The sequence below is a fragment of the Mesorhizobium sp. C372A genome (assembly GCF_030323245.1).
GTDB lineage: Bacteria > Pseudomonadota > Alphaproteobacteria > Rhizobiales > Rhizobiaceae > Mesorhizobium.
Genome location: NZ_CP100475.1, coordinates 5,049,761 through 5,073,542, shown reverse-complemented (window position 1 = coordinate 5,073,542; position 23,782 = coordinate 5,049,761). Strand labels below are relative to the sequence as shown.

Below are 23,782 nucleotides of genomic sequence, written 5' to 3'. Positions count from 1 at the left end.
TATCCAGTGTGAACGCTAACCGTTTTCGAATGGGACAATGCCGAGATGAGCCTTGAATCCGTGCGCGCCTTCCTGGCTGCCCATGCGCCCGATGTCGAAGTGCTCGTCACCGAAGCGAGTTCCGCGACGGTGGCGCTGGCGGCTGAGGCGCACGGCGTGGAGCCGGCGCAGATCGCCAAGACCATCTGCCTGCGCGTCGGCGGTGAGACCATGCTGATCGTGGCCGGCGGCATGTCGAGGCTCGACAACCGCAAATTCAAGGACCGTTTCGGCGGCAAGCCGCGCATGCTTGACGCCGATGAGGTTGTCGCGATTACCAGCCATCCCGTCGGCGGCGTCTGCCCATTCGGCCTGCCGGCGCCGCTGCCGGTCTATTGCGACGTCTCGCTGCGCGCCTTCGATGAAGTCGTGCCCGCGGCCGGCGCCATCAACGCCGCTGTAAGGCTCAGCCCGCAGCGCATGGCACAGATTGTCGGCGCCGAATGGGTTGATGTGTGCCAGTAGTGAATCGTCGGCTGATTTCAGCAGGAGATTTCTGGGAGCAAAACGACTGCGAGCGCAGCTAGTAGAAGATTGAACGACCCATTATACGTGGCGGAATGAACGACGTTTTTGGTTACATCGCCTATGGTGAGAACGAGCTTTACCATCGCGGCGCGCTGCTCAGCGCCCTCAAGCTTTTGCACCATTGCCCGACCGCCAGAATAACTGTCGCAACGGACAGGTCTGAACTCTTTCGCGGTTATCCCATTGAGACAATGCTTATAACGACCGAACAGAAAGAGCAGTGGTCTTTCGGTGGAAGATATCATTTCGGCATCAAGGCCGGGACGATGCGTGAGCTTTTGCGGCGAGCTGATCGGCTGCTTTTCATGGACACCGACATGTACCCGGTGGGTGACCCGTCGAAGGGCTTCCACTCGATTTCTGCGATCCACTCCATCATGCGCCTGTGCGAAGGGAAGCACCGCATCTATCAACGTGCGCTGCCGGGCAAGAACATCAGCATCGGCGGCCAGGTTTTGACCGGCCAGGAGCCGATGTGGAACAGCGGCATCGTTGGAATTCACCGAGAAAGCCTCAGTGCTATGGTTGACGCTTTCGCCGCTATCAAGGTGGTTCATGAGGTGACCGACACATGGGCGCCGGAGCAGTTTTGCCTCGGGGTAGCCCTTTCTCAAAACGGCCGAACCATCAGCCCGCATCGCCTGCCGATCCGGCACTACAACACCCGAGGCAAAAAGCAGTTCGCTGAGCCGCGCGTACATGCGTTCTTTAATGCTTACGGCTCGGTGCCAGTCGGCCAGCAGGTTGCAAAGGCCGGTAGATATCGTCTGTGGCGGACGCCCTTGGATTTATGGCATCAGAAGCATAGGAAGTCACTGTGACGGGATGGCTATGCATGAGGAATCCGTTTCGATCCAGGCTGCCCTCAAGCGTGATCCTCGGACGTCACACCTATGGGGTGAGCCGGAGGAAGGTGTTTGGAACGTCTGCCGCCACTCCGTTGACCATAGGGGCGTTTTGTTCGGTGGCCGGCAATGTCAGCTTTGAGTGTTCGGGAGGAAGTCACACGCCCTGGGCTGCAACCACATTCCCGATCCATAGCCGCTTGATGGAATCAGTTGATCCCACTGAACACGGTGGCGAACCCGTGGGCATCACCATTGCCAATGATGTTTGGATCGGCCGCGATGCGCTGATCATGCCAGGCATTCACATCGCCGATGGCGCCATTGTCGCGGCCGGGGCCGTCGTCACCAGGGATGTGCCGCCATACGCCATCGTCGGCGGGGTCCCGGCCAAGCTCATCCGCTATCGCTTTTCAGATGATGTCATTGGGAGGTTGCTGGCGATCCGGTGGTGGGAATGGAGCGACGAGAAGATCAAGCAGGAGGCTGCTTTTCTTACCGGCCCGATCGAATTTTTCTTGGAGCGACATGCCGGTGCGACACCGTAAGAACGCATCTTGCTGGTCGCTGCAGTGGGGCTGAGAAATTGCATGGCCACTTGGGGGAAGCAGCTAGTCGCCTGTGTTGTTTGGTCGGAGTGGCCGGATTCGAACCGACGACCCCTTGACCCCCAGTCTAAAACACCAAGTTTTATAGCCATTCCTGGCGTTGCATGGGGTAGATCAAAACCGCAAGAACCCAACGTTGTCCAACCTAGGACCGCTTGACTAGTACGTTGCTTGAGCCTAAATGCTGGCTACATAGTGGCTACAAAGGGGGTGGGCGTGGCTAAAATCAAGATCACGGCGGCAGCGGTTTCAGCCGTCATGGATGGCGCAAGGCCGAACCGCACAACTTTCTATTTCGATGACGATCTTTCCGGCTTCGGCTTCTACCGAACTGCCGGAGGCACTGGCACTTTCTTTGCCGAGTTCCGTCCGGTGTCTGGCGGCGGCAAAAAGCGGCTAAAGCTAGGGCGCGTCGGCACGCTGAAAGCCAGCGAAGCACGTGAGGCGGCCAGGAAGACGATCGCCAACGCTGCGCTTGGCAAGGACTTGGTAAAGGAGCGGTCGGACCAGCGGGCGAGTGGCACGGTGAAGCAGCTCGTCGCAGACTATATTGACGGCAAGGAGATGAAGGAGTCGACGCGGGCATTCTACAAGATCACGCTAGCCAAGCATATTGAGCCGCAGATAGGTACGACGAAATCTGTCGCGTTGACTCGCATCGACGTGCAGCGCGCGCATTCCGCCATGTCGAAGCAGGCGAAATATTCTGCGAACAGGGCAATGGCGCTGCTATCGGCGGCCTATGTGTGGGGCGCCAAGCGTGGCTACGTTGCAGAGGGCATGAACCCTGCCGCGAAGATAGATCGAAACAAGGAAGAGGCGCGTGAACGCTTCCTTGTCGCAGATGAGATGGCCCGGCTGGGCGACGCTTTGCGGGAGGCTGAGACGATAGGCATTCCGCACAAATCTTCTGAGTCCAAACATGCGCCGAAGGAGAAGAACCGCACAATTTACGGGCCGCACGTAACTGGCGCCATTCGATTGCTGATGCTGACCGGGTGCCGGTTGCGGGAAATCCTGAATCTCCGCTGGTCCGAGTACGACGACAAGCGCGGACTTTTGCTGCTGCCCGACTCCAAGACCGGTCGCAAGACCGTAGTGCTTTCCGCGGCAGCACAGGCTGTGTTGGACGCATTGCCGCGCGTGGGCAAGTTTGTGATCGCTGGGCATTCCGCCGCAACAGAACATGAGGCGCCCCGCGCCGATCTAAAGAAGCCTTGGGCGGCTATTGCAGGCCGCGCAGGGTTGGCCGACGTTCATCTTCACGACTTACGTCACACGTTCGCATCGGTGGGCGCTGGCGATGGCATGTCGCTGCCAATCATTGGAAAGTTGCTCGGTCATTCAGACGCGGGCACTACGCAACGGTACGCCCACCTTCATGTCGACCCCGTGCGCGCCGCAGCGGATGCCATCGCAGGAAAGATCGCGGATGCGATTGGGGGTAAGTGATGGCAAAGTTTCCGAAAGGTTTCAGTTTGCAGGCGTCGCCGATCCAGGCTGCGTTAAGCGAAGACCGCACAGAGGATGCAAAGACTCTGATTGTCGAGATCCTGCGAACCGGTAAGGCCGATTACGTTGTGCAGGGTTTGGCTGCCGACTTGCTCAAGCCGCCGAAGAGACCGCGCGGTCGAAAGCGTGCGCTGCCGCGATACTGGTCGGAAATCAGTGAGCAGTTCAATTGGCTGCGCGGTGACGGCGTGCTTTACGAGGAAGCATTGCGTCAATTGGCGAAAAAATTTGGTTGTTCAGAGACGCACGTCCGCACAGCCATCCGCACATATCAAGAAGCGAAAGAAGCGCACGACGAGGCGTCCCGCGAATAAATCCGGTTTCTTTTGCCTAAATCGAATAGGCGAAAACGCCTATCTACCACCATGCAACAACATGCACGGAGGTAAACGCATGGCAAATATGCGCGTAAGTCAGGCCGCAGATTATGTCGGCCTGTCGAAATCCTACTTAGACAAGGCGCGCTGCTACGGCGCCGGCCCAGCATACATCAAACTTGGCAGCAGCGTCATCTACACCACGGCCGATCTTGACGCCTGGGTGTCAGAGAACCGGCGCGCGCCGGTGAATGACAACATCGCGGCGAGGGCCGCCGCATGAAGCCCACCTCAGAGATGACCCTGGCCGAGATCGACGCAGAGCTTGCTGCCATCCGTGCTGTGCAGGCCTGGCGGAAGGCGCAGCGGGAAGCTTCCCGCCAGTAGAAACGCGCCTGCGGCCCAGCGTCCTACCGTAACCATTGCCGCAGAGCCGTGAGCGCGCCTCTTTCAAAAACCTCCCGCGGAACCAACCGCGGCAACTTCCAAACCGGGAACTCCAACTCTTGAAAATCATTGCCTGTCGACCCGAACCGCCTGGCGGTTTCGGCAACGCTATCGCGCGCGTCGATGTTGAGATCAGTGAAGACCTTCGTGTCTTCAATCTCAAGCTCTCGAGGCGACCTGACGGCGGTTACGCCGTGTTTGCGCCCAACGCGATGGGTGGCCGCGTCGTCACCTTCTCCCAACCTCTTGTTGCCGAAATCGCCCGCGCCGCTCTTGCCGCGCTCACGGAGCCCTTGCCGCATGACCGCACCACTTGAAATTGACATTGACCTCGCAACGGCATTGGTCGCCAAGCGGGGTGGCGGGACAATACGTATCGATCCAGAAGGCGGCGTATGCGTCTTCAATTATCCCAGTGCGATAAAAAGCCTGCGGTTCGACACACGATGGCGCAATGGAATCCAAGCCGCAGTCGAACACGCTGAGCATGAGACCGTGGCGCCCGAGAATATTCATGCGTCGCCGCAGCCCGCGGGCATCCCTCGTCCCCCAACAAAGGTGGCCGCCAATGACAACCGCGAGCAAATGTGGCCAGGCATCGTATCGAGTGGCGATCTTGTGCGCGGCTTCGTGCCACCGGACTACCATCTGGAAGGCATAGCACAGGCGGGGTTTCTCTATTCCACTACGGCAATGACCGGGACCGGCAAGACGGCAGTCCTGCTGCTCCTGGCTGCGCATACAGCCCTTGGAACACCGATCAACGATCGTGAGGTGCGGAAGGGCCGCGTGGTCTACTTCGCGGGCGAAAACCCCGACGACGTGACTATGCGATGGATCGCTATGGCGCACCATATGGGGTTCGACCCCAACGCGATGGACGTCCACTTCATCAAGGGCACGTTCAGCATCCCGAAGATGTTCACTCGCATCACTGCCGAAGTCACGAAACTCGGTGGCGCCGAACTGGTCGTGGTCGACACGTCGGCTGCGTATTTCCAAGGCCAGGAAGAAAACAGCAATACTGAACTCGGGCGCCATGCGCGCGACTTGCGCACGCTTACGACGCTGCCAGGCTCGCCATGTGTTCTCGTGGCCTGCCACCCCGTAAAGGCCGCTGACGCCACCAATCTGTTGCCCCGGGGAGGTGGCGCCTTCATCGCCGAAATTGATGGCAACCTGGTTCTGGCCAAGGGCGACTCCGGAACCATCCGATTGCACTGGCATGGCAAGCACCGAGGGCCGGACTTTGAGCCGCTCCATTTTGATCTACAGACGGTAACAGCTCCCGCCCTCATCGATAGCAAGGGCCGAGACGTGCCTACTGTGATGGCCTCCGCTATCTCAACCGGTGAGACAAAGAAGCGCCGGGTTGAGGCCCGCAGGGACGAGGACGAAGTTCTCTTGCTGATCGACAAAGATGGCAGCAAATCGATCCTAGAGATGGCCGTAGTACTAGGTTGGCAGAAAGACGGCCAGCCGCACAGGCGGCGCGTATCGATGGCAACTGACAAGCTGACAAAGGCGAAGCTAGCAAGCCATGTCGGACGCAAGTGGAAGCTCACGACTGCCGGCCAGGAAGCGGCATCCGATGCAAAAGCCGAGCGCTTTAAGGTAGAGCAAGCGGCAGCGTCGATATCAAGCATGGTGGCAAGATGGCGCCGTCCGGGTCCGTCCGAAGACACGGACGACTGACCGCTGAAAAACTAGGGAAATTCGACAAATCGTCCGTACGGACGAAAACACGGACAATGGACTAGAAAAATGGCCAAAAACATAATGATTTCAAACTGTACGCGACGGACGGCAATTCTCTAAAAACAGCTTGTGGTGGGGGTGGATTTATCCACCCACCCACTGTCGTCCGTCCGTCCCGATTCCCATGGGTGCGGACGACGGACGACGATTTCTGAGAAACGAGGAGAACACGATGAAAGCACAGCATGAGCAACGTAATTGCAATCGAACCATTCGACGCCGCCTACCCTGTGAAGCAAATGGGCGGCAAGACAAACTGGTACCAGTGCCAGGTCATCGGAGTGGTTCACGATGGATCGCATGATCAAGGTAGGTTCGTCATCATAACGGAAGGCGACGATGGCCAAATGTACACCAGTTCAATGCCGTCCGTGCGGCGGGTAGATGAGTAACGCAGGGAGACGCCGATGACCGACAGTATGGCCGGTGCGAAACAGGCCGGACGGACAATTCAACTGCCCATCCGGCCAGGCACCCCGCAGCCCAAGTCAACCAAGAAGCGCGCCTGAACATGAACGGCTGCTGAACGGTCCCTTGAATCTTTAAAGGAGCAGCATGTCCACCATCGCAGTCGGCGCCGAGACAGTTCAGGTTCGCAGGCTATCTTGGGCCGAATTCTATCGAATCCTGCCGGACAGGAAGCCCGCGAACGATACCCGTTCGGACTTTGGGGCGAGCCACGGCACGCATGGGGGTAGCCAGACGAGGCCGCACCTTGATTTGCCAGATGGGAACAAGATGCCAATGGCTCCTGCTCAAGCTCGAAAAGGGAGCCGGCTGGCGTCCTCGCCGATCGAAATGCACGGCTAGGCCTTCGTCGACTGCGGCCAATACGGCGCACCGCTCGAGCTGATCGTCGGACATCTCACAATCGGGGACTCTGTCTCGCACCCACTGAACGGCAGCAAAGGTTGAAATGATCCGGCCAGGAGCAGAGCAGTCGATATACCCGACGATAGCGTCAGTGACGTCATCGGGAATATGAAAGTTAAAATGGCGCGAGGTGGAAGCTGCGCGGTTTGGCATTTTGCCTTCTGAAAGCCCCATCGGACTGGGACGCCGGGAAAGAAGAATTAGCAAGAACTAATGGACGGTGCAGGATGTTATGCACCGTTATCTTACCGGCCGCGCTTTGCGGGCGGCACTCCCGGCCTGGCCGGTTTTCTCCCATGGGGTGACCACCAATGAACAACAGCCCAGCATTCATTACAAAGCCGCGGCTAGCCAAGAGCAAACTCACCGGCAGGCCACTTACATCGACCCCTGAAGAACGGACCGCACGCAGGGCCAGGGCAGCCTTGGTCACGGCAGAGGTGGCAACGGCCCTCGACACGCACCGCGCCCGCCTGGAACGGCCGGCAGCTAACGACAATGCGGATCCAAGATGGCGCGGCAATCTGCCCGTGTTGCATGACATCACGAAAGACGATCCGGAAGGCGCATACGCGGTTTGGGCGTTCGGGCGGCAGTCAGTCTTGGGAGACGTTCACGGCGACGTAAACGCATTTTTCGACGGCGAGGACGAACCAGAAGAACTGCACGAGTTTCACCGGGAGCGGGTGCACAAAATCCGACCATCGGTTGAGGAAATGTTCTCTGACTTGTTGCGAGTCCGGGTAGTGCATAAGCGCGGCCCACAAGGATGGGAGCAGACATACCGGCACTCCACAGATGTCCGTGTTTTGAGCGAAGGCGCGATTGGGCTCGGTGGCATGCAATTTAACATGCATCGCAAAGCCAGACGTCCCCCTGCCGGAGGGCTCATGACGTCCTACGTCGATCGCAATGGTGTCACCCGCCAGCCGTTTTACGATACGTCAGAAACGCGCGGTGCGGATGAGCCGCTAACCCTTCATCGTCGGCCGACGAGTGCGCACGCGCTAGTCGCACCGGCAGCTGAGCCTATACCGCTTTCCGAAGCGGCTGCAGGCGTTCTGGAGATGATCTTGGCCGGTTTCCACAAATACGAGATTGGCGAAGCGCGCGGATATAGCCGCGACTATGCAGACCGCGGTGCGCAGCGCCATATCAATCAAGCCGTAGCTGAAGCCAAGTCCAAGTTTCCGGCGCCCGCTCGCTTGGCCGACAACGACGATGTCAATATTTGCAAGGCTGCCGCTTAGGATGTGCCTTTTTGCGCCATTCGAGGGTGTCATTCATGAAGACATATAACCTTTAGCATCGGTCGCCTCGGCATCGTTCGGTGCTTAACGCGCTTTTTGCGGAAGTACCGCAGGGCGCGGTCAATTCGCACCTACGGGTGCGCCCTTTTCCAAAAATCCAGCCACTCGTCAGGGTGGCTGTTGATCGACCGCCAGCCTTTAACCGTCGGGTTTTGAAGGCTGGCGGTACCGCTTTCGCCTTCTGAAAAGGACTCCCATAGATGGCCCCCGCGAAACCACCCAAGACAACCACCGCTGCGCTGGAGTTCGAAGCAATCCAGAGCAAGGCTGCCGGCTTCAAAGCTCGAGATCGCGAGTTGCGCACTGAACAGATCGCCTTGGAACAGACCGGCGTTCGACCGGAAGAAAAGGTCGCTGGCCCTGGCGTTCGAGATTGGGCAGCGGCGCTGCTCGACGGCTCGACGGTTCCAGCGGAGCGTCAACCTTCAGATGGCGAAAAACTCCACGCCATTATTACCGAGCGCCAGGCGCTTGCCCTGGCAATTGAAGCCCTAACACACAGGGAGAACCAAGCGCGGATCGCGGCAGCAGCCGAAGCCGTCCGGACCAGCGCGGCGATCTGGCGCGCGATCGTGCGGCGCCGTGTCGACGCAGTTCTTGAACTGCGGCGGGCAAACGCTGCAGCCGCCAACTACCGCGAAGCAATTAGGAGCATCGCCAAAAGTAGCCCCGCTCTGATTTGCGATGCGCAGAGCGGCCTTTTATTCGGCCAACCGATCGTCGGCGACGCCAGTTACGTATTTTTAGAAGCCGCCTGCAAAGCCGGTTTCGTTACCCGGAAGGAAATCACCAATGCGGCATGAATTTTTCCACACCGGCGCCCGAATCCGCGCCTTCGACAACGACGCGGCAGCCCTAAAGGCTGGCATGTTTTTCCGTGCGGCTCTGCACGATGGTGACGAGGTCGCCCAAGCCTGGTGCGCGAAAAACGGGGTGCGTGTCGAGAAGGCGCAAGGTGAAACCACCGGCACTATCGGCGGCTATCTTGTCCCGACTGAAGTTGAGGCCGGGATCATCAAGATCCGCGCGCTGGTCGGAACGTTTCGACGCAACGCCGACATCAAGCGCATGGGCTCGGACACGCGCTCATTCCCGCGGCTCGACACAGGTTTGACGGCTGCCTTCGTCGGCGAAAATGCCCAGATTGCTGAACAGGACCGTTCTTGGAGCAGTGTTGCGCTGACTGCGAAAAAGGCAGCCGCGTTGTCTCGGATGAGTTCCGAACTCGGCGAGGACGAGACGATCGACGTTGGCCAGGACTTCGCCGAGGATGCAGCCTTCGCAATTTCAAAGCTTGAGGATGATTGCGGCTGGAATGGTGACGGCACAGGCGCCTATGGCGGGATTGTCGGGATCTCCACAAAGCTCATCGATGGCAACCACGACGCCGGGAAGATCGTGGCTGCTACCAACAACGACACGTTCGCCGAGCTAACGGCCGCCGACCTGGGCACAGTTATTGCCGCTTGCCCTGAATATGCCTTGGGTAACGCAAAGTGGTACGCGAGTTCATACGCAATCGGCCAGACGTTTGTTCGCCTCGGCGCGACCGTCGTCGGGCTTGAAATGACGCCTACCGGCCCGAAGCCGATCCTGCAGTACGGCGCTTATCTCATCGAAGCCGTGCCCAGCCTGCCAGGCAGCGGCGATCAGTCGGGCAAGGTGATGATTGCCTTCGGCGACCTATCCATGGCGGCAACCCTCGGCGACCGCCGCGGCGTGACTGTGAAAACGACTGAGGAGCGATACCTCGAGTACGACCAAATCGGCTGCCGTGCGACCGCGCGTTTCGACATCAACGTGCACGATCTCGGCAACAACACTGTTGCTGGCCCGCTTGTAGCGCTGGTGGGGAACTAGAGATGCGCGAACTCGATATTGAAATGATCAACCCGCCGTTCGGCATCTCGGCCGAGCGCCATCATGATCTCGTGCGCCTAATCCTGAAGACACGTCTCGGCGAACAGCTTTCGGCCAATCTCACTAAGGAGGCGGCGTCAGACCTGGCAACATCCCTGCAGGCGCTCGTGAAGGGTTTCGAATGACTGAGATCAAACGCTCCTTTGCGCCTACAGTCCTGAAGTTCTCTGGTGCCGGAATTGGTCTGCGCCAGGTTCGGGCAATCGTATCCACCGGCGAGGTGGATCGTATGGGCGATATCATCGACCAGGCCGGGATTAAGCTCGACGCCTTCCGCCGATCACCGACGGTGCTTTGGCAACACGATGCCGATCACCCTATCGCGAAAGCACTCAGCATCGGCCTTGAAGGCGGCAAGCTCGTCGCCTTGGTCGAGTTCCCGGCCGAAGGGATTAGCGCCAAGTCGGACGAGGTCTACGGCCTGATCAAGGCTGGCGTCATCAATTCAACGAGCATCGGCTTCGTGCCGCTCAAAAGCGTTCCGCTCAACCCCGCCAAGCCGTACGGCGGCCAGCGCTTCACCAGCAGCGAGATGCTTGAGTTCAGCTTCGTTAGTGTGCCTGCCAACTCGAGCGCTTTGATCACGGGACGCTCGGCCAGCCAGACGCCACGCCTCGATGCAGCACGACGCAAGCTCGCGCAGCTCAGCCGGTCATAAACATAGTTTGGGAAGCCAAGAGACGGGCAAACCCAAGGCCGGCGGCGGGTTCATGAGGGGCTCAACCGCCGGCCTTTCTCTTCGCAACAAGGATACAAGATGCCTAATCAAGACCGACAGCACGGCACAGTCGTCACCTGGATCCCCGGCTCGGCATATGGCTTCATCGCGCCCCATGATGGCGGCGCTGATCTGTTCGCGCATGTGACGTCACTACCCGGTGGCCTGGACTGCCTGCGGGTTGGCCAGCGCGTTTCATACGATAGCCAAGTCGACCGACACACCGGCAAGCCCCGCGCGATCAATGTCGAGGTCATGAACTAATGGAAAAGGTACGCTTCGAAGGCAACGGTGACCGACTGATAGTCGAGTCTGGCGGATCCATCATCGTACGCAATGGCGGCATCGTTCGAGCCGAGTCCGGCGCCACCATCGACATGCCCGAACAGGTCGAATTCTTCGCCGGCACAAGCTTCACGCTGTCACCGCGCGAGCGCTGGGTGCGAACCACAAGCGCAAGCGCAGTGTCGATCGTCGTGCCGCCTTACTCAGCAGTCCCGTTCCCACCAGGCACCTCGCGCACCGTGCTGCAGGGCGGCACAGGTCAAGTCACATTCGTTGCTGGCGATGGCGTGACGATCAACTCTCCGGAGACGCTGAAGATTGCCAAGCGATATGCCGCTGCGGTGGTGATGGCGACTGAGACCAGGGACGTCTGGGATCTGATGGGCTACCTCGAGGCCGCATGAGGAGAATGTTTTTTTATACCGAAATAGCAAAGGTAAGCCCCGAAGCGGTCCAAGCCCCCACCCTCGGTTAGGGGCGAGGACCGGCATGCCATGCATGGGGGTCATCGATGATGCGCAGCGGTACCCCTACAACCGCTTCGGGATGCAACTGAGTAATACCGTAACAAATACAGTTTTTGAGCGTTCATAAATCAAAAAAGCGGGGAAAGAAATGACCGATCACAGCCCGCCCGACGCGGATGGCTGCACGCCATTGCCGAGGGACCAATGGCGGTATTTCATATTTTCCGACACGGAGGACTGTTTGCTGGCTGTTGTCTGCTCCGTGAACAGAGACGGCCTTGAAGTGTACCCAACCTTGTTTTCGCTAAGAGACCTGCCGAATGATTTTGTGACTGATGTCGATCTTGTACGCCTTGGCTTCGGTCTCATGAGCAAAGATGCGAGTTCGATCTTCCAGATAGAACTCTGTCCTATGCTGTGACGAATTCGACAAGGCATCACGCCGAGCCTCGCCAGATGGCGTGATGGCAATGGTGTACTCAATCACTCTGTAAATATTACCTTCGTCGTCGCTTGCCTTAAAGCGGCGCACCTCACGTCTGTCATGAACGAAACTCATTTTCGCCTCCCCCTAAGCGTGTGGGGATAGTGGACCTATTGCCGTCTAGGTCAACGCCCTCGCGCACCTTCTTTCAAGGAACATCCAACATGACCGACTTAGAACGCGCCTCGGCGCGACCGCACAGCCATGCGTCCGCACGCCAAAGGCTTGCCGACGCGCACAAATCCATGACGAAGGCCGCCATCGGCGCGCACGCGCTCGACCTGGCCGATGAACTCGAGCGTATGCACGAAGCCTTCGGCTACGCTGCAAATGGCATGAACGCAGCTGCCGCCGCTGTTGGGTCACAGGACAAAATGGTCAGGCTCATGAAGGCCAATATCCGAAAGGCCAGCGCGCTGTTCAAAGACGGCAAAAAGCGCGAAGCGCGCGAATTGCTATCGCGGATGGCTGCCGACCCAGACCCAGACGAGTTCAAGTTGCCACCGGTAATGCAAGTCAAATGGTCAACTGAGATTTTCCGCCCGGCCGAGCCCAAGGAAGCGAAACACTGATGGCCAATGAAACCGTCGTTGTAGAATTAACAATTGACGCGCGCGGCGCCGAAGCCGGTTCGGCGGCCTATGTCCGTGCGCATAAAGCAGCTCAAGCCGCCGCTGATCGCACCATCGACCAAGCCAACGCCGCCACGGTCGCGATGGAAAAACAGACCACCGTAATGACCGCGTCGGCCGGTTCGATCGCCTCTACAGCGCGCGCGTGGGACCGCTTCAAAGCCAGCGTCGATCCTGTCTTTGCTTCGACGCAGCGGATGGAGAGCGCACTTCTTACCGCCGATGCGGCTGCCAGAAAGCTTGGCGTCGACCAGGCGGAAATCAATCGGGTCATGGACCTGGCGCGCGCCAAACACCTCGGCGCTGCCTCCGCCATCGGCACGGTCGGCACCGCTGCTCGCCTGACTTCGAACCAGATGCTTAACCTGTCTCGGCAGGGCAACGACGTCATCACGATGTTTGCGCTCGGCGCCAACCCGATGCAGATTTTCGCATCGCAGGCCGGCCAGATATACGACGCGCTGGAAACCGGGCCACGCGGTCTTCGCGGCTCTCTGGAGGGCATCGGCACCGCCGCTAGGTCGGCAGGGAAAGCGCTCCTCGGCTTTCTTGCGACGCCAGAAGGCATAGCAGTGGGCTTGGTTGCGGCCGCTGCCGGCGTTGCAGCCTATGTCGCCGCCACCCGCGAGGACATCAAGTCGGTTGATGAGATCCTGAAGGGCCACAAGCAACTTATTGACGAGATCGCTGGCGCCTATCCGGAGGCTGCTGCCGCGGCGAAACGTTACGAGGAGCAGGCGAACCAACTGCCGCAAACAGTCCTTGCCGCAAACGCCAAAAACAAATTGGAAGATGCGAAGAAGACGCTCGCCAGCAATATGGATGATGCTCGCAGGCAGATGGCACTGCTTAACACGGGCGACGGCGACTTCGCGCGCATCGGCAAGGCCGGAGTGGACGCCTTCACCGATCTGGCCAGGGAGATCAAAGCAGGCACGTTAGACGCTGCTGGGCTTCAAAGCGAACTCGGCAGGCTGCAGATCGACCCGGCGCTTTCCAAGAATGCCCACGATTTTGCCGAAGGATTGCAGGCCACGGCCAATGCCGCTGCCAAAGCAGCGTCAGTTGTAAATTCCGAGAGCGGCATCAAGGCTATCACGGACTCCGCCAAAGACGCCGGGGCAACGCTTTTCGATGTCTCGAAGGGCTTGAAGAGCGTCGGCACGTCCGCCTCCGGAAGCACTCCGGCTTTGTCCAGGCTCATGAGTGAACTCAGCAGCGGCTCGATGTCGGGCATCGACACGAATGTGCGCTCACTCCAGACAATGGCGAATACAGCAGCAGCCGCAGGCCAGGAGCAGTTGAAAACGCTCGTTACCTATAACGGCGAACTGCGCAAGACAAAGGCTGAGTTGGTCGCCGCGCAGCAGGCCATTGCCAGTGCGGCCGGTGCCAATTCGATAGGCGACTTCTTCGGGAACATCTCCAGCATCAAGGGCGCACAAGCGGCGCTCGGTTCGGCCACCAATACGATCGATAGACTGTTCTCATCGATGCGTAGAGGCGGAGCCAGTGCGCAATTGGTAGCCGATGGCATCGAGATGGTGCGCAATGCGCTCATCCAAGGTGGGTTGCCGGTCGACAAGGTCAACGCCTTCGTAGACGCGTTCGTCGCAGCACAGATGCAGGTCGACGGCACTACCGCCAGCGTGAAGTTGCTCGAGCGTGCGATCCAGCAATTGCACGACAAGACGATCAACATCACCACGGTCTATTCCGTGGTGGGCGGTGGATCGGTCGGCGTCCAGCGCGGTTACACTGGTCCTGGCGGGCACGCGCAAAGACCGGTGGCCAAGATTGGCGGAATGGATCCTAATCCGTTTGGCAGCGCGAGTGGCGATGCTGGTGGCCCAAGCGGCGAAATATCGACCACAGGCCTGAACGCAGGCAAGCCGATTTACTACATCCCCTCCGGGATGTCTGAAAAGGACTTGCCGCAGACCAACACCTACGACTATCAGGCCCGTGCCGCAGGCGGTCCCGTCTCTGCTGGCGGCACGTATCTCGTCGGTGAAAAAGGCCCAGAGATCGTAACCATGGCCGGCGCTGGCAACGTCTCGACGGCATCTGCGACGGCAGGCGTTCTTTCCGGCGGCGCCGACAGGCTGAAATCGATCGAAGAAAACACGTTTCAGACAGTCGAGGAAATCAAGCGCTCGGTCGGCTACCTCGAGACGTTGGAGAAGGATGGCCTGACATCGTTGTCTGTGTTGCGCGCCATTCAATCGGCGATCGGCAGATCGTCTGGTTCGAGCGGGGGTGGTTCGTCTTCCGGCTATTCCGGTGGTGGCTCTTCGGGCGGTTCGGGTAGCACCCACTTCAGTTCCAGCGATCCGAACTCACCCTACTACTTCCGCAACAACGCGGGGCGAGGACCGAGCGGGCCGAACTTCGACCCGCTTGCCGACTACCTGCTCAACGGCAACAAATCGATGCTAGGCGCTATTGGCCAGGGCTTAGCCGGTTCGCCCAGCAACATCGACATGGGCTACGACATGATCGGTGGTGGCGGCAGCCGGACATGGCGTCAGGACTTCCTTGCACAACTCGCAAGGACAGGGCCGCAGACCGGTTCCTACGGAGGCGGCATCAATATCTCCGCTGATAGCGACTTCATCAGCGGCGCCAACACTTTCAGCGGTGGCTTCACTGGACCGGGGGCAAACACCAGACTGAGGCCCGGCTTCGCCACGGGCGGCGCCATCCATCCTGGCGATACGCAGAAGGTGGAGGCATGGAAGCGGCCTGACGAGGCGGTGGCCTTCTTCCGTCCGGAACAGCGTGCCGCAGTGGGGGACGCGATGAAGGGCAGTGGTGGGAAGACTGTGCATATGGGCGGCATCCATATCCACATGCCTGCCGGCAGCCAGCAGACGTCGAAGCAATCGCAGATGGAGATCGCAGACCGCCTCCGTCGTGTCGTGCGTGATGAGCTTGGGAATCTTTAAATGGCACCGGCCGCGAGCGGGTCAAGGCGGCCTTCCTGCTCTCCGCTGGCGTCGTGTTGGCGCTGGCGTGGCATCTCTAGGTTATCAGGGCTTGCCCTGGCGCCGCGTCGTGAAGGCCCGCCAGATCGACTTGGCGGGCCTTCGTTTTGTTTAAGCTGCCCGAGACTGCGACAGCTTTGTATCCAGATAGGCGATCACAGCCTTAGGACCGTAGCCCGTGTACGGGCGCGAGACCGTCAAAACGAAAAAGTCGTCGTTGGCGTCGAGATACTGTCGAAAGCGGGCGTGGACCTGATCGACACTCTCGTTCGTTTCGATCACGTACGAAGATTCAGAAAGCCTCGCCCACGGCGTCTTTCTGACCTCATCGACAATCTTCGGACGAATGACCTCTCTGTTGAGGTCGTAGGCAACTAGATAATGCACTGCTCTTGCTCCTTAGCCTTGCTATGAGGAGGCCCGGGCGCTATCTACTCGGCTGCTAGTACGAGCAATCGCGGTTTTCGCGTGCTTCACGGCGCAAGGCTTCCGCGATCGCAAACTAAACAGGGCAGCACTCGGAATCGGGTGCTGCCCTTTTTTGCATCAAATTTTAGCTGCTGTCCAGCTATAATAACGGTCCGTTTGCGCGTTTCACTTAAAATACACTCGTTATCCCCAACCGTCAACAGCCTGTTTAAACAATCTGGTGTCGAATCTTGCGTCAACCCGTCGCACACTCTACTGCGAATCGCATCAACCGCCAAGAGTCAACGTTCCTTTTTCGTTCTGGGTATGCCGTAAGCTAAGCCTTATCAACAAGCCGCGCCTTCCGCTTCGGCGCTACATGACCTTCCACCAATCGCACGTGCTCGGCGTCCACTGTCACCAACGGCCGAAGGCTGACGGTCACCTTGTCGCCGTCGACGCGGGTGACCGGGCCGACCAATTCCATATGCTGGCCGATCACGGCCTTCGATGTCGAATCGACAACGGAATGCGGGTGGGCGTAGGAGGGAATCGTCACGCTTATGCGATCGGGTGTCACCCGACCGCGGACCACCGCCGTGACGGCGACCTCGTCGCCTACCTTGATACCCCGAGCCATAAGAGGATTCTGGAGCGGGCGGCAGCACCGTCAAGAGGTGCTAATGTTTCAGCACAATCCGCCAACCGGCGGGGTTTTTTGTTTCCACTCGGAACTTCGCTTCCCCCCGGCCAGTTTCACGTACGGCAGCCAGGTCGGCCTCACTTCCCGGCTGCTGGCCAAGGCTCCAAAGCTTGGTCGACCCGCGCCCGCACTGCCAATGGGCGCGGGCCATGTTTTGGATGAGTAATGAGTCCGTGGCCAATCCCGCTTCTAGCCAGAATTCCAAGCGCGCTGCGGTGCGCAAGGCCCTTGATCGCCACAAGGTCTACATAACCGGGCAGAGCTATTCAGGCGGTAGCTATAGCGCTCGTGTGCTGGTCGATGGCGAGGCCTATTGGGTCGACGAATTTCGGCTGAGCCAGTTGCGACAAGGCCTATCCCCGGCCGAGCTAGAATTGACTCCGGCCAGCGACGAGTGAGCGCTGCCTGTAGGGACCAGATGGCAAAAGGCTGGACCTTTCAATCGCTGATAGACGACAAGATGACCGTGACGGCGTACTGCCACACACCAGCATGCCATCATAAGCAGGTGCTCGACCTTGCGAAGCTTCGCGACCGCTTCGGCCCTGACGCGCCGGCCATGGAATGGGATATTCGCCCCAAGCTTCGCTGCAAGAAATGCAACGGGAACGACGTCGGCATGATCTATACGCCCGACACCAGCCCGAACGCTTACGGAAAGGCCAAGGGCAGCTAACCGGCCAGCGCCATTCCAATGCCAACGCCTACGCCAAGAGCAAGGCCCAGGAACAGCTTGCCTGCCACATCGAAGGCAAAAGCGCGGACGGGTCGCCACACGTCCTGGCGGGGCGCCCTGAGGCTTGGGCAAGTTCATCGAAGATATGGTCGTGCTTCATGGTGGCATCCTCCCTCGCTCAGACACTCACGGTTTCCACACAACAACGCTGGAGTCCATATGGATTCTCCAAGTAACTATTAGGCGCTTTCGCATAACATGTATTGACAGTTAAGGCGCTTTCGCCTTGTTACTAGGCGAAACCGCCTTGTCGACTTTAGGACTGAAAAATAAAAGCTTAAAGATACTTGCGTACCCATCGATTCTCGGCCATGCTTTGCGGCAAGGGTAAGGGGTTATCTGCAAAAAAGGTCGAAGCAGCGGCGGACCAAGATCCTCTTGGCCGGGGTGGCAAGCCATGTCCAAGGCTAAGCGCCTAAAAGCTTGCCAGCGATCTCCAGTCGCCTCTCTCCCCCGGCTGCCGGGCCATCCGGCGCGGCCTGGAGAGGCCCAACTGGAGAACTGAAATGAACGCTATTGCTATTGCCGCCGAACAGCCTGTCGTCTCCTGGCGCTTCAGGCTGGGCGACTGGATCACACACAAAGACCAAAGCTTACCGTCGCTAGTTATGGGGCGGGTTAGAACGAGCAAGGGCCGAGAGATTTACGGCGTGCGCTCGTTCATGGACGTGGATCCGTGCAGGGACAGGATGATCCTGGCGGATAGTTTGGTCGCGATGGCCGACGATCATCCCGACTGGAGCGACTGTTTGCTCACGCCAGAAATGGCTTGCAGGCTGGTCGTCTAGCCAACACGCCGCGTGACGACAGAACCCCGCTTCGGCGGGGTTTTTCTTCAACATATTCGCGGTCGGTAGGGTTCCACGGAGAGTGATGTACAACGGAATCAGTCAGCCCGGTAGCGATGGGGCTTTTTCATCGTAGCTGGCTACAATCTGGCTAGAAACTTTATAGCCACCTCTGGGGGAAGCAGCTAAGTAATTGTTTTTATTGGTCGGAGTGGCCGGATTCGAACCGACGACCCCTTGACCCCCAGTCAAGTGCGCTACCGGGCTGCGCTACACTCCGGACCGCGCAAAGCCTTATATTTTCGAGAGTTGTGGTGCAAGGGCTAAAACGGTGCATGTGAACGAGCCGAACGAATATCACCTCGCTTGGCGACAGCGTGCGGAATCGCGGCGGCTCTGCGGATAGCTGAGAAAGTGGGACGCACCCAAATATCCAGGCAAACGTTCAATAGTGAGCACCAACATCCAACTTGTCGATGAAACACCAAGGGGATATGGCTCGCGCTCGAGCGACGAGAAGGATTGGACGTGAACTCCTGCTTTTTTCTTGCGGCTGACGGGGGCTATTTTCCGTATGCATGCTTGACAGCGCGCAGAATATTGGACGTCTCGGCGGCGACGACGCCAGGCTTCATTCTTCACGTTGACGCAGGCGACGATGACATGCGGGTGGCGCGGCGCCTGCTCAAGGGTCAAGTCGAACTGGTCGACGTTTCGTCGTTCATGGAGAAGGTGAGATCCGGATTTCGCGACAGCGGCATTGCCGCGTTCATTCGACTGTTTGCGGACCAGATACCTGAATTCGAAGCTTATGATCGTATCGCGTACACGGACTGCGACGTGTTGTTCAACCGAGACATTGGCGACCTGACAGGCCAGAAGCTTCAGGCCCCGCTGCTGGCGGCCCATGATGATTATATGTATTTCCTGCCGACCTATCGGCAGAAGCTCTCGATGCAGCCGGGAGCTCCGTACTTCAATTCGGGCGTGCTGCTGTTTGACATGATATCTGTGCGTGCGCAATCGCTTTTGGAGCATACCCGTCAAGTCGCCATCGAGAAAAAGCTGAACGACCAGAACGCGCTAAACATCGCTTTCGAAGGCAAGTGGCAGACGATGCATCCGAACTGGAATTTGATGTCCAACTACACGAAAGAGTATCGATTCTCTCAGGCATACGCCCGGCATTTTTCAGGCAGCAAGCCATGGGGAGGCCAGGTCGGCGTAGAGCTCGACGCCTTGGCGGTCTATCGCGACCTTGCGAAGGACACGCCTTGGCTTCAACGCTTTCGGCAACGCATTCCATTCGAGCGAGGCGTGCTGAAGAGGCTGGGGCGCCGGATCGATGCCGCTCGGGGGCTTCTGCTCAACGATAAGAGAAAGAAACGGCGGGCTTACTATGATGGCCGCAAGACCCACAAGATCTATGCGGAGCAAGCTGATTCCGGGGCCCTGGCCGTCAGTTTCCCAGAAGTACTGGGAGGGTTCGCTTGAGCCGCTACGACGGGCCACAGTCAACGGGCGGGCATTGTAGCATGCAACAGAGATCATGTTTCTTTTTTGCTGCCGACCAAAAATTCTTCCCCTTTGCCTGTCTGGCGGCTCGCCGCGTCCTGGATGTTTCGGCACCGGTCGACGGCTTTATCCTGCACACTGGCATGATCTCCGCCGAAGACCGCTCTGCCGGCGAGCGTTTGCTCGGTGGGAAGATCGGCGTCATCGACGTAACGGAATTCATGGACGCGACGAACTACAACCGGGCGACGCATCCTTCGCTTGCGGCCTACATCAGGCTGTTTGCGGACAGATTGCCTGAATTCGAGTCGTACGACCGCATCGTCTATTCCGACGCCGACGTGCTTTTCAACCGATCGATAGCAGACCTCTGCAACACCCCGCTCAAAGCTCCATTGCTGGCCGCACACGACGAGCAAACCTACTTCGACGCGAAGTTCAGGAAACATCTGCCGGTGCAGCCTGGGGCGCCGAAATTCAATTCGGGTGTGCTGGTGTTCAACATGCCGCTGGTCAGGCGTGAGGGACTGCTGGAGCGTACGCGGGAGTTGGCGTCAGAGCATGTCTACGGAATGGACCAAGGCCCATTAAACGTGGCCTTCGAGGGCCGGTGGCAGACAATGCACCCGTTCTGGAACGTGATGACCAATTACACCAGCCAGATCCCTTTCAGCAGGTGCTATGCCCGCCACTTCGCATGGGGAAAGCCTTGGGACCGTCCGCCGATCGGTGTCGAGGTCGAGGCCATGGCCATATATCGCGATCTGGCCCAAGGCACGCCCTGGAGGGGCCGCTTCAGCCGCAGTTGGCCGATCAAGAGAGGCCTATTGAAGAACCTCGGCCGCAAGTTCGATGCCATCAGCGGCATCTTGTTGAACGACGAGAAGCGCAAGCGACGGGCGCGGTTCGACGCCGAAAAGGTCAGCGCTATCTTCGCCGATCACGCCGACAAATCGATGCTGGCAGTGCAATACCCCGAGCGGGTTGCCGGCATCGCGAGATAGAGGAAATCCCGACAATCCGTCAGCAGGGCGGGGTCATCCGAACTCGGCGGCGTTCCCGTCGGTCTAGCTTGCCGCCACCGCCCGCAACCCGCGCTGATGCCTGTATTCCAGCGCGATCGCGCCCCAGATCAGGCCGAGCAGCAGGTAGACATGGCGCCAGTGGTCGATATCGATGAATGTGCCGAGCCCGATATTGCCGATGAAAGCGACGTAGGCGCAGAGCAGATAGGGCTGCCACGGCCGGTCGCGCAAAAGAATGCGGAAGCCGGCGGCGATCGTCCACAGCGTCAGCGACAGGAACGAGACGAAGCCGAGCCAGCCATAATCCATCAGCGTCTTCAACCAGATGTCGTGCGTGTCTTCGCCGAAAATGGTGCCGAATACCAGCGGGCCGATGCCGAGCGGATATTCGAGCGCCATCTCGAAGCCGATCGTGTAGCGGGCAAAGCGGCCAAGGCGCGCCGTGTCGTAGCTCTGTTCCAGCTGGGCGCGGCTGGAAAACATCTCGCCGACGCCGGGCAGCTGCAGGATGACGATCATGGCGACCACCAGCAGGGTGACGGCGGCAATGCTCATGATGATGACGCGCAGCCGGAACTTGCCGCTGTTGCTTTGCAGGAACAGGGCGCCGGTGAGCAGGATGGCCGAGACGGCGAACATGCCCCAGGCGCCGCGCGAGAAGGAGAAGAAAATGCCGGCGGTGATGATCAGCAGCGGCACCGCCAGAAGCGGCATGCGCGCGATCGAGCCGGTCAACAGGAGATAGAGCAGATAGATGCCGGGCAGCACCAGGAATGGTCCGAACACGTTCGGATCCTGGAAGGCGCCCTGGGCGCGGTCGTATCTGGTGAAGATTTCAGCGCCCGGGAAAGCGTGGAAATAGCCGGCAATGCCGAGCAGCGAGGTCACCACCGCGGAGACGACATAGGCGATGAAGATCAGCCGGTAGAGGCCGGGCTGCACCGCCGTCACCGACGAGAAGAACACCGCGGTGAACGCGAGAAACAGCGAGACGGCGAGATAGAGCGGTGTGTTGGCGAGATCGGCCATCTGCGTCATGGCAATCATGCCGCCGATGTTCATCGTGATCAGCAGCACGAGCAGCGGCACGGCGGCGCGCGATATGCGCAGGCCAAACAGCACCCACACCCCGATCAGCCCGAGCATGAAAAGATCGTAGGGCGCCGGTTCGTCGATGACGAAGCCTGACAGGAAGACGCCGAGAAACACCGCGCCCGAGGATATCAGCGCGATCAGCTTGGCATTGACCGCAGCCTGCGGCACATCATGGGAAATCGCGCTCAATAGGCGTTTTCCGTGTTGAGCAGCCGCAGCGGCGTCATGAGCAGGATGCGCAGATCGAACAGCATCGACCAGTTCTCGATGTAATAGAGGTCGTATTCCGTGCGCATGCGGATCTTCTCATTGGTGTCCATCTCGCCGCGCCAGCCATTGATCTGCGCCCAGCCGGTGACGCCGGGCTTGACCTTGTGGCGGGCGAAATAGCCGTCGACCACCTCATTGTAGAGAAGGTTGTGCGACTGCGCGGCAATCGCATGCGGGCGCGGACCGACCAGTGACAGCGTGCCGAACAGCGAGTTGAAGAACTGCGGCAGCTCGTCGATCGAGCTCTTGCGGATGAAGCGGCCGACGCGGGTGACGCGCGGATCGTTCTTGGTCACCGTCTGCTTGGCGGTCGGGTCCGAGCGGTCGGTGTACATGGAGCGGAATTTGTAGACTTCGACGATCTCGTTGTTGAAGCCGTGCCGCTTCTGCTTGAACAGCACCGGACCCTTGCTGTCGAGCTTGATGGCGATGGCCGTCGCCAGCATCACCGGTGAAAACAGGATGATGCCGATCAGCGAGAAGACGATGTCGAAGGCGCGCTTGGCGACCGAATCCCAGTCGTTGATCGGCCTGTCGAAGATATCGAGCATCGGCACCGAGCCGATGTAGGAATAGGCGCGCGGGCGAAACTGCAAAGCGTTCGAATGCGCCGAGAGCCGGATGTCGACCGGCAGCACCCACAGCTTCTTCAGCAGCTGCAGCACGCGCGTTTCGGCAGTCAGCGGCAGCGACACGATCAGCATGTCGATGCGCGCGATGCGAGCGAATTCCATCAGCTCCGAAATGGTGCCGAGCTTGGGATAGCCGGCCACGATCGGCGGCGAGCGCTTGTCGCCGCGGTCATCGAAGATGCCGCAGATGCGGATGTCGTTGTCTGGCTGCTTCTCGACCGAGCGGATCAGCATCTCGGCCGCCTTGCCGCCGCCGACGATGACGGCGCGGCGTTCCATGCGGCCGTTGCGCGCCCAGCGCCGGATCAGCTTCGACATCACCAGCCTGAGGCCGAACAGCAGAAGCAGGCCGACGACAAACCAGGTGCCGAACAGCAGACGCGAATAATCCTCCGACATTTTCATGATGAAGGCCGTCAGCGCCATCAGCGCGAAGGTGCCGGCCCAGACCATCAGCACGCGGCCGAGATTGGCGATCGGTCGCATCAAGGCGGAGATCTGGTAGCAATCGCTGACGTCGAGCAGCACCACGGCCACGAATGACGCCGCGGCAATGGTCAGCGGATATTGCCAGGCGAGATAGTTGAAGAAGCCGACAAAGTGGAAGTAGAGCGCGAGCCCCGACAGGAACAGCAAGCCGAATTCGCCTATGCGCAATACGCCGCTGACCATGACGGGCGACATCGTATCGCGACGGTATTGCGAGGCGACCTGGCGGGCAACACTGTTCATGCCGCTGGGCGTGGGGCTCTCGGCAGGACTGTCGAATTTGCGCACCGCATCGGCCGAAAAGCGGCGCGTGGGGTCGGTCTCGTTCATCGGGTTTCCCACAAGCTTCCGCGATGACGATAGCAGAAAGAGAGCTAAAAAAACCTTGAGA

27 protein-coding genes and 1 tRNA gene are annotated in these 23,782 nt (G+C 59.3%); 22 read left to right on the top strand and 6 right to left on the bottom strand.

Going from position 1 to position 23,782, the window contains the following annotated elements:
* Window positions 1–45 precede the first annotated feature (45 nt).
* The 15 genes from NLY42_RS24370 (at window position 46) to NLY42_RS24300 (ending at window position 11,564) form a co-directional block, all read left to right on the top strand.
* The gene (locus NLY42_RS24370; RefSeq protein ID WP_023753639.1) at window positions 46–504 is read left to right on the top strand and encodes a YbaK/EbsC family protein; all 459 of its coding nucleotides are present in this window, start codon (window positions 46–48) and stop codon (window positions 502–504) included.
* Between the two features lie 95 nt (window positions 505–599).
* On the top strand, window positions 600–1,388 hold the full coding sequence (locus NLY42_RS24365) for a hypothetical protein (RefSeq protein WP_023753638.1): 789 nt from the start codon (window positions 600–602) through the stop codon (window positions 1,386–1,388).
* A 143-nt stretch (window positions 1,389–1,531) separates the two neighbouring features.
* A complete protein-coding gene (locus NLY42_RS24360) occupies window positions 1,532–1,960 on the top strand; it encodes a CatB-related O-acetyltransferase (RefSeq protein WP_280799930.1) in 429 nt (142 codons plus the stop codon).
* Window positions 1,961–2,236: 276 nt separating this feature from the next.
* Window positions 2,237–3,472, top strand: coding sequence for a site-specific integrase (locus tag NLY42_RS24355; protein WP_156933760.1), 1,236 nt, complete (start codon window positions 2,237–2,239; stop codon window positions 3,470–3,472).
* Window positions 3,472–3,846: a hypothetical protein gene (locus NLY42_RS24350; protein WP_023753635.1), complete on the top strand. Its 375-nt coding sequence runs from the start codon at window positions 3,472–3,474 to the stop codon at window positions 3,844–3,846. Before NLY42_RS24355 ends, NLY42_RS24350 begins: the two co-directional genes overlap by 1 nt.
* A gap of 79 nt (window positions 3,847–3,925) precedes the next feature.
* Window positions 3,926–4,132, top strand: a complete 207-nt coding sequence (locus tag NLY42_RS24345; protein WP_031244595.1) for a helix-turn-helix transcriptional regulator — start codon at window positions 3,926–3,928, stop codon at window positions 4,130–4,132.
* A 223-nt stretch (window positions 4,133–4,355) separates the two neighbouring features.
* Window positions 4,356–4,613, top strand: coding sequence for a hypothetical protein (locus NLY42_RS24340; protein ID WP_198022174.1), 258 nt, complete (start codon window positions 4,356–4,358; stop codon window positions 4,611–4,613).
* Window positions 4,597–5,991: an AAA family ATPase gene (locus NLY42_RS24335; RefSeq protein ID WP_023753631.1), complete on the top strand. Its 1,395-nt coding sequence runs from the start codon at window positions 4,597–4,599 to the stop codon at window positions 5,989–5,991. The genes NLY42_RS24340 and NLY42_RS24335 overlap by 17 nt, the downstream gene beginning before the upstream one ends.
* Before the next feature lie 1,247 nt (window positions 5,992–7,238).
* Complete coding sequence (locus NLY42_RS24330) at window positions 7,239–8,177, top strand: hypothetical protein (protein WP_156933756.1); 939 nt, start codon at window positions 7,239–7,241, stop codon at window positions 8,175–8,177.
* Between the two features lie 260 nt (window positions 8,178–8,437).
* The gene (locus NLY42_RS24325; RefSeq protein ID WP_023753627.1) at window positions 8,438–9,040 is read left to right on the top strand and encodes a hypothetical protein; all 603 of its coding nucleotides are present in this window, start codon (window positions 8,438–8,440) and stop codon (window positions 9,038–9,040) included.
* Window positions 9,030–10,097 carry a phage major capsid protein gene (locus NLY42_RS24320; protein ID WP_023753626.1) on the top strand — a complete coding sequence of 356 codons (1,068 nt, stop codon included), beginning with the start codon at window positions 9,030–9,032 and terminating at the stop codon, window positions 10,095–10,097. The genes NLY42_RS24325 and NLY42_RS24320 overlap by 11 nt, the downstream gene beginning before the upstream one ends.
* 2 nt (window positions 10,098–10,099) lie before the next feature.
* Window positions 10,100–10,282: a hypothetical protein gene (locus NLY42_RS24315; RefSeq protein WP_023753625.1), complete on the top strand. Its 183-nt coding sequence runs from the start codon at window positions 10,100–10,102 to the stop codon at window positions 10,280–10,282.
* On the top strand, window positions 10,279–10,815 hold the full coding sequence (locus NLY42_RS24310; protein ID WP_023753624.1) for an HK97 family phage prohead protease: 537 nt from the start codon (window positions 10,279–10,281) through the stop codon (window positions 10,813–10,815). Before NLY42_RS24315 ends, NLY42_RS24310 begins: the two co-directional genes overlap by 4 nt.
* Before the next feature lie 99 nt (window positions 10,816–10,914).
* Window positions 10,915–11,139: a cold-shock protein gene (locus tag NLY42_RS24305; RefSeq protein WP_023753623.1), complete on the top strand. Its 225-nt coding sequence runs from the start codon at window positions 10,915–10,917 to the stop codon at window positions 11,137–11,139.
* Window positions 11,139–11,564 (top strand): hypothetical protein, encoded by a 426-nt coding sequence (locus NLY42_RS24300; protein WP_023753622.1) that lies wholly within the window; start codon window positions 11,139–11,141, stop codon window positions 11,562–11,564. The genes NLY42_RS24305 and NLY42_RS24300 overlap by 1 nt, the downstream gene beginning before the upstream one ends.
* A gap of 367 nt (window positions 11,565–11,931) precedes the next feature.
* On the opposite strand, the gene NLY42_RS24295 is transcribed toward NLY42_RS24300, so the two are convergent.
* Complete coding sequence (locus NLY42_RS24295) at window positions 11,932–12,186, bottom strand: hypothetical protein (protein ID WP_023756391.1); 255 nt, start codon at window positions 12,184–12,186, stop codon at window positions 11,932–11,934.
* 89 nt (window positions 12,187–12,275) lie between these two features.
* Here NLY42_RS24295 and NLY42_RS24290 point away from each other — a divergent pair, with 89 nt between their 5' ends.
* Both NLY42_RS24290 and NLY42_RS24285 read left to right on the top strand, forming a co-directional pair.
* Window positions 12,276–12,683, top strand: a complete 408-nt coding sequence (locus NLY42_RS24290; RefSeq protein WP_023753620.1) for a hypothetical protein — start codon at window positions 12,276–12,278, stop codon at window positions 12,681–12,683.
* Window positions 12,683–15,691, top strand: a complete 3,009-nt coding sequence (locus tag NLY42_RS24285) for a phage tail length tape measure family protein (protein ID WP_023753619.1) — start codon at window positions 12,683–12,685, stop codon at window positions 15,689–15,691. Before NLY42_RS24290 ends, NLY42_RS24285 begins: the two co-directional genes overlap by 1 nt.
* 150 nt (window positions 15,692–15,841) lie before the next feature.
* Here the strand turns inward: NLY42_RS24285 and NLY42_RS24280 are convergent, their stop codons facing one another.
* Both NLY42_RS24280 and NLY42_RS24275 read right to left on the bottom strand, forming a co-directional pair.
* Window positions 15,842–16,117, bottom strand: coding sequence for a hypothetical protein (locus tag NLY42_RS24280; protein WP_023753618.1), 276 nt, complete (start codon window positions 16,115–16,117; stop codon window positions 15,842–15,844).
* A gap of 358 nt (window positions 16,118–16,475) precedes the next feature.
* Window positions 16,476–16,778 carry a hypothetical protein gene (locus tag NLY42_RS24275; protein WP_023753617.1) on the bottom strand — a complete coding sequence of 101 codons (303 nt, stop codon included), beginning with the start codon at window positions 16,776–16,778 and terminating at the stop codon, window positions 16,476–16,478.
* Window positions 16,779–16,999: 221 nt separating this feature from the next.
* Here NLY42_RS24275 and NLY42_RS24270 point away from each other — a divergent pair, with 221 nt between their 5' ends.
* The 3 genes from NLY42_RS24270 (at window position 17,000) to NLY42_RS24260 (ending at window position 18,365) form a co-directional block, all read left to right on the top strand.
* Entirely contained in the window at window positions 17,000–17,239 is a 240-nt protein-coding gene (locus NLY42_RS24270) for a hypothetical protein (protein ID WP_245263479.1), read from the top strand.
* A gap of 20 nt (window positions 17,240–17,259) precedes the next feature.
* Window positions 17,260–17,517: a hypothetical protein gene (locus tag NLY42_RS24265; protein WP_023753615.1), complete on the top strand. Its 258-nt coding sequence runs from the start codon at window positions 17,260–17,262 to the stop codon at window positions 17,515–17,517.
* 566 nt (window positions 17,518–18,083) lie between these two features.
* Complete coding sequence (locus NLY42_RS24260) at window positions 18,084–18,365, top strand: hypothetical protein (protein ID WP_023753614.1); 282 nt, start codon at window positions 18,084–18,086, stop codon at window positions 18,363–18,365.
* 203 nt (window positions 18,366–18,568) lie between these two features.
* Here the strand turns inward: NLY42_RS24260 and NLY42_RS24255 are convergent.
* Window positions 18,569–18,645, bottom strand: a tRNA-Pro gene (locus NLY42_RS24255).
* Between the two features lie 248 nt (window positions 18,646–18,893).
* On the opposite strand from NLY42_RS24255, the gene NLY42_RS24250 reads away from it, so the two are divergent.
* On the top strand, window positions 18,894–19,859 hold the full coding sequence (locus NLY42_RS24250; protein ID WP_245263488.1) for a glycosyltransferase family 8 protein: 966 nt from the start codon (window positions 18,894–18,896) through the stop codon (window positions 19,857–19,859).
* On the top strand, window positions 19,856–20,884 hold the full coding sequence (locus NLY42_RS24245; RefSeq protein ID WP_156933754.1) for a glycosyltransferase family 8 protein: 1,029 nt from the start codon (window positions 19,856–19,858) through the stop codon (window positions 20,882–20,884). Before NLY42_RS24250 ends, NLY42_RS24245 begins: the two co-directional genes overlap by 4 nt.
* A 63-nt stretch (window positions 20,885–20,947) precedes the next feature.
* On the opposite strand, the gene NLY42_RS24240 is transcribed toward NLY42_RS24245, so the two are convergent.
* Both NLY42_RS24240 and NLY42_RS24235 read right to left on the bottom strand, forming a co-directional pair.
* A complete protein-coding gene (locus NLY42_RS24240; protein ID WP_023753611.1) occupies window positions 20,948–22,189 on the bottom strand; it encodes an O-antigen ligase family protein in 1,242 nt (413 codons plus the stop codon).
* On the bottom strand, window positions 22,186–23,721 hold the full coding sequence (locus tag NLY42_RS24235; protein ID WP_023753610.1) for an undecaprenyl-phosphate glucose phosphotransferase: 1,536 nt from the start codon (window positions 23,719–23,721) through the stop codon (window positions 22,186–22,188). Before NLY42_RS24235 ends, NLY42_RS24240 begins: the two co-directional genes overlap by 4 nt.
* Window positions 23,722–23,782: the final 61 nt, after the last annotated feature.

Bases quoted from the DNA above. Each gene is read 5' to 3' on its own strand.
- NLY42_RS24370 (WP_023753639.1), top strand. From the start codon at position 46: ATGAGCCTTGAATCCGTGCGCGCCTTCCTGGCTGCCCATGCGCCCGAT.
- NLY42_RS24365 (WP_023753638.1), top strand. From the start codon at position 600: ATGAACGACGTTTTTGGTTACATCGCCTATGGTGAGAACGAGCTTTAC.
- NLY42_RS24350 (WP_023753635.1), top strand. From the start codon at position 3,472: ATGGCAAAGTTTCCGAAAGGTTTCAGTTTGCAGGCGTCGCCGATCCAG.
- NLY42_RS24345 (WP_031244595.1), top strand. From the start codon at position 3,926: ATGGCAAATATGCGCGTAAGTCAGGCCGCAGATTATGTCGGCCTGTCG.
- NLY42_RS24335 (WP_023753631.1), top strand. From the start codon at position 4,597: ATGACCGCACCACTTGAAATTGACATTGACCTCGCAACGGCATTGGTC.
- NLY42_RS24330 (WP_156933756.1), top strand. From the start codon at position 7,239: ATGAACAACAGCCCAGCATTCATTACAAAGCCGCGGCTAGCCAAGAGC.
- NLY42_RS24325 (WP_023753627.1), top strand. From the start codon at position 8,438: ATGGCCCCCGCGAAACCACCCAAGACAACCACCGCTGCGCTGGAGTTC.
- NLY42_RS24320 (WP_023753626.1), top strand. From the start codon at position 9,030: ATGCGGCATGAATTTTTCCACACCGGCGCCCGAATCCGCGCCTTCGAC.
- NLY42_RS24315 (WP_023753625.1), top strand. From the start codon at position 10,100: ATGCGCGAACTCGATATTGAAATGATCAACCCGCCGTTCGGCATCTCG.
- NLY42_RS24310 (WP_023753624.1), top strand. From the start codon at position 10,279: ATGACTGAGATCAAACGCTCCTTTGCGCCTACAGTCCTGAAGTTCTCT.
- NLY42_RS24305 (WP_023753623.1), top strand. From the start codon at position 10,915: ATGCCTAATCAAGACCGACAGCACGGCACAGTCGTCACCTGGATCCCC.
- NLY42_RS24300 (WP_023753622.1), top strand. From the start codon at position 11,139: ATGGAAAAGGTACGCTTCGAAGGCAACGGTGACCGACTGATAGTCGAG.
- NLY42_RS24295 (WP_023756391.1), bottom strand. From the start codon at position 12,186: ATGAGTTTCGTTCATGACAGACGTGAGGTGCGCCGCTTTAAGGCAAGC.
- NLY42_RS24290 (WP_023753620.1), top strand. From the start codon at position 12,276: ATGACCGACTTAGAACGCGCCTCGGCGCGACCGCACAGCCATGCGTCC.
- NLY42_RS24285 (WP_023753619.1), top strand. From the start codon at position 12,683: ATGGCCAATGAAACCGTCGTTGTAGAATTAACAATTGACGCGCGCGGC.
- NLY42_RS24275 (WP_023753617.1), bottom strand. From the start codon at position 16,778: ATGGCTCGGGGTATCAAGGTAGGCGACGAGGTCGCCGTCACGGCGGTG.
- NLY42_RS24270 (WP_245263479.1), top strand. From the start codon at position 17,000: ATGAGTAATGAGTCCGTGGCCAATCCCGCTTCTAGCCAGAATTCCAAG.
- NLY42_RS24265 (WP_023753615.1), top strand. From the start codon at position 17,260: ATGGCAAAAGGCTGGACCTTTCAATCGCTGATAGACGACAAGATGACC.
- NLY42_RS24260 (WP_023753614.1), top strand. From the start codon at position 18,084: ATGAACGCTATTGCTATTGCCGCCGAACAGCCTGTCGTCTCCTGGCGC.
- NLY42_RS24235 (WP_023753610.1), bottom strand. From the start codon at position 23,721: ATGAACGAGACCGACCCCACGCGCCGCTTTTCGGCCGATGCGGTGCGC.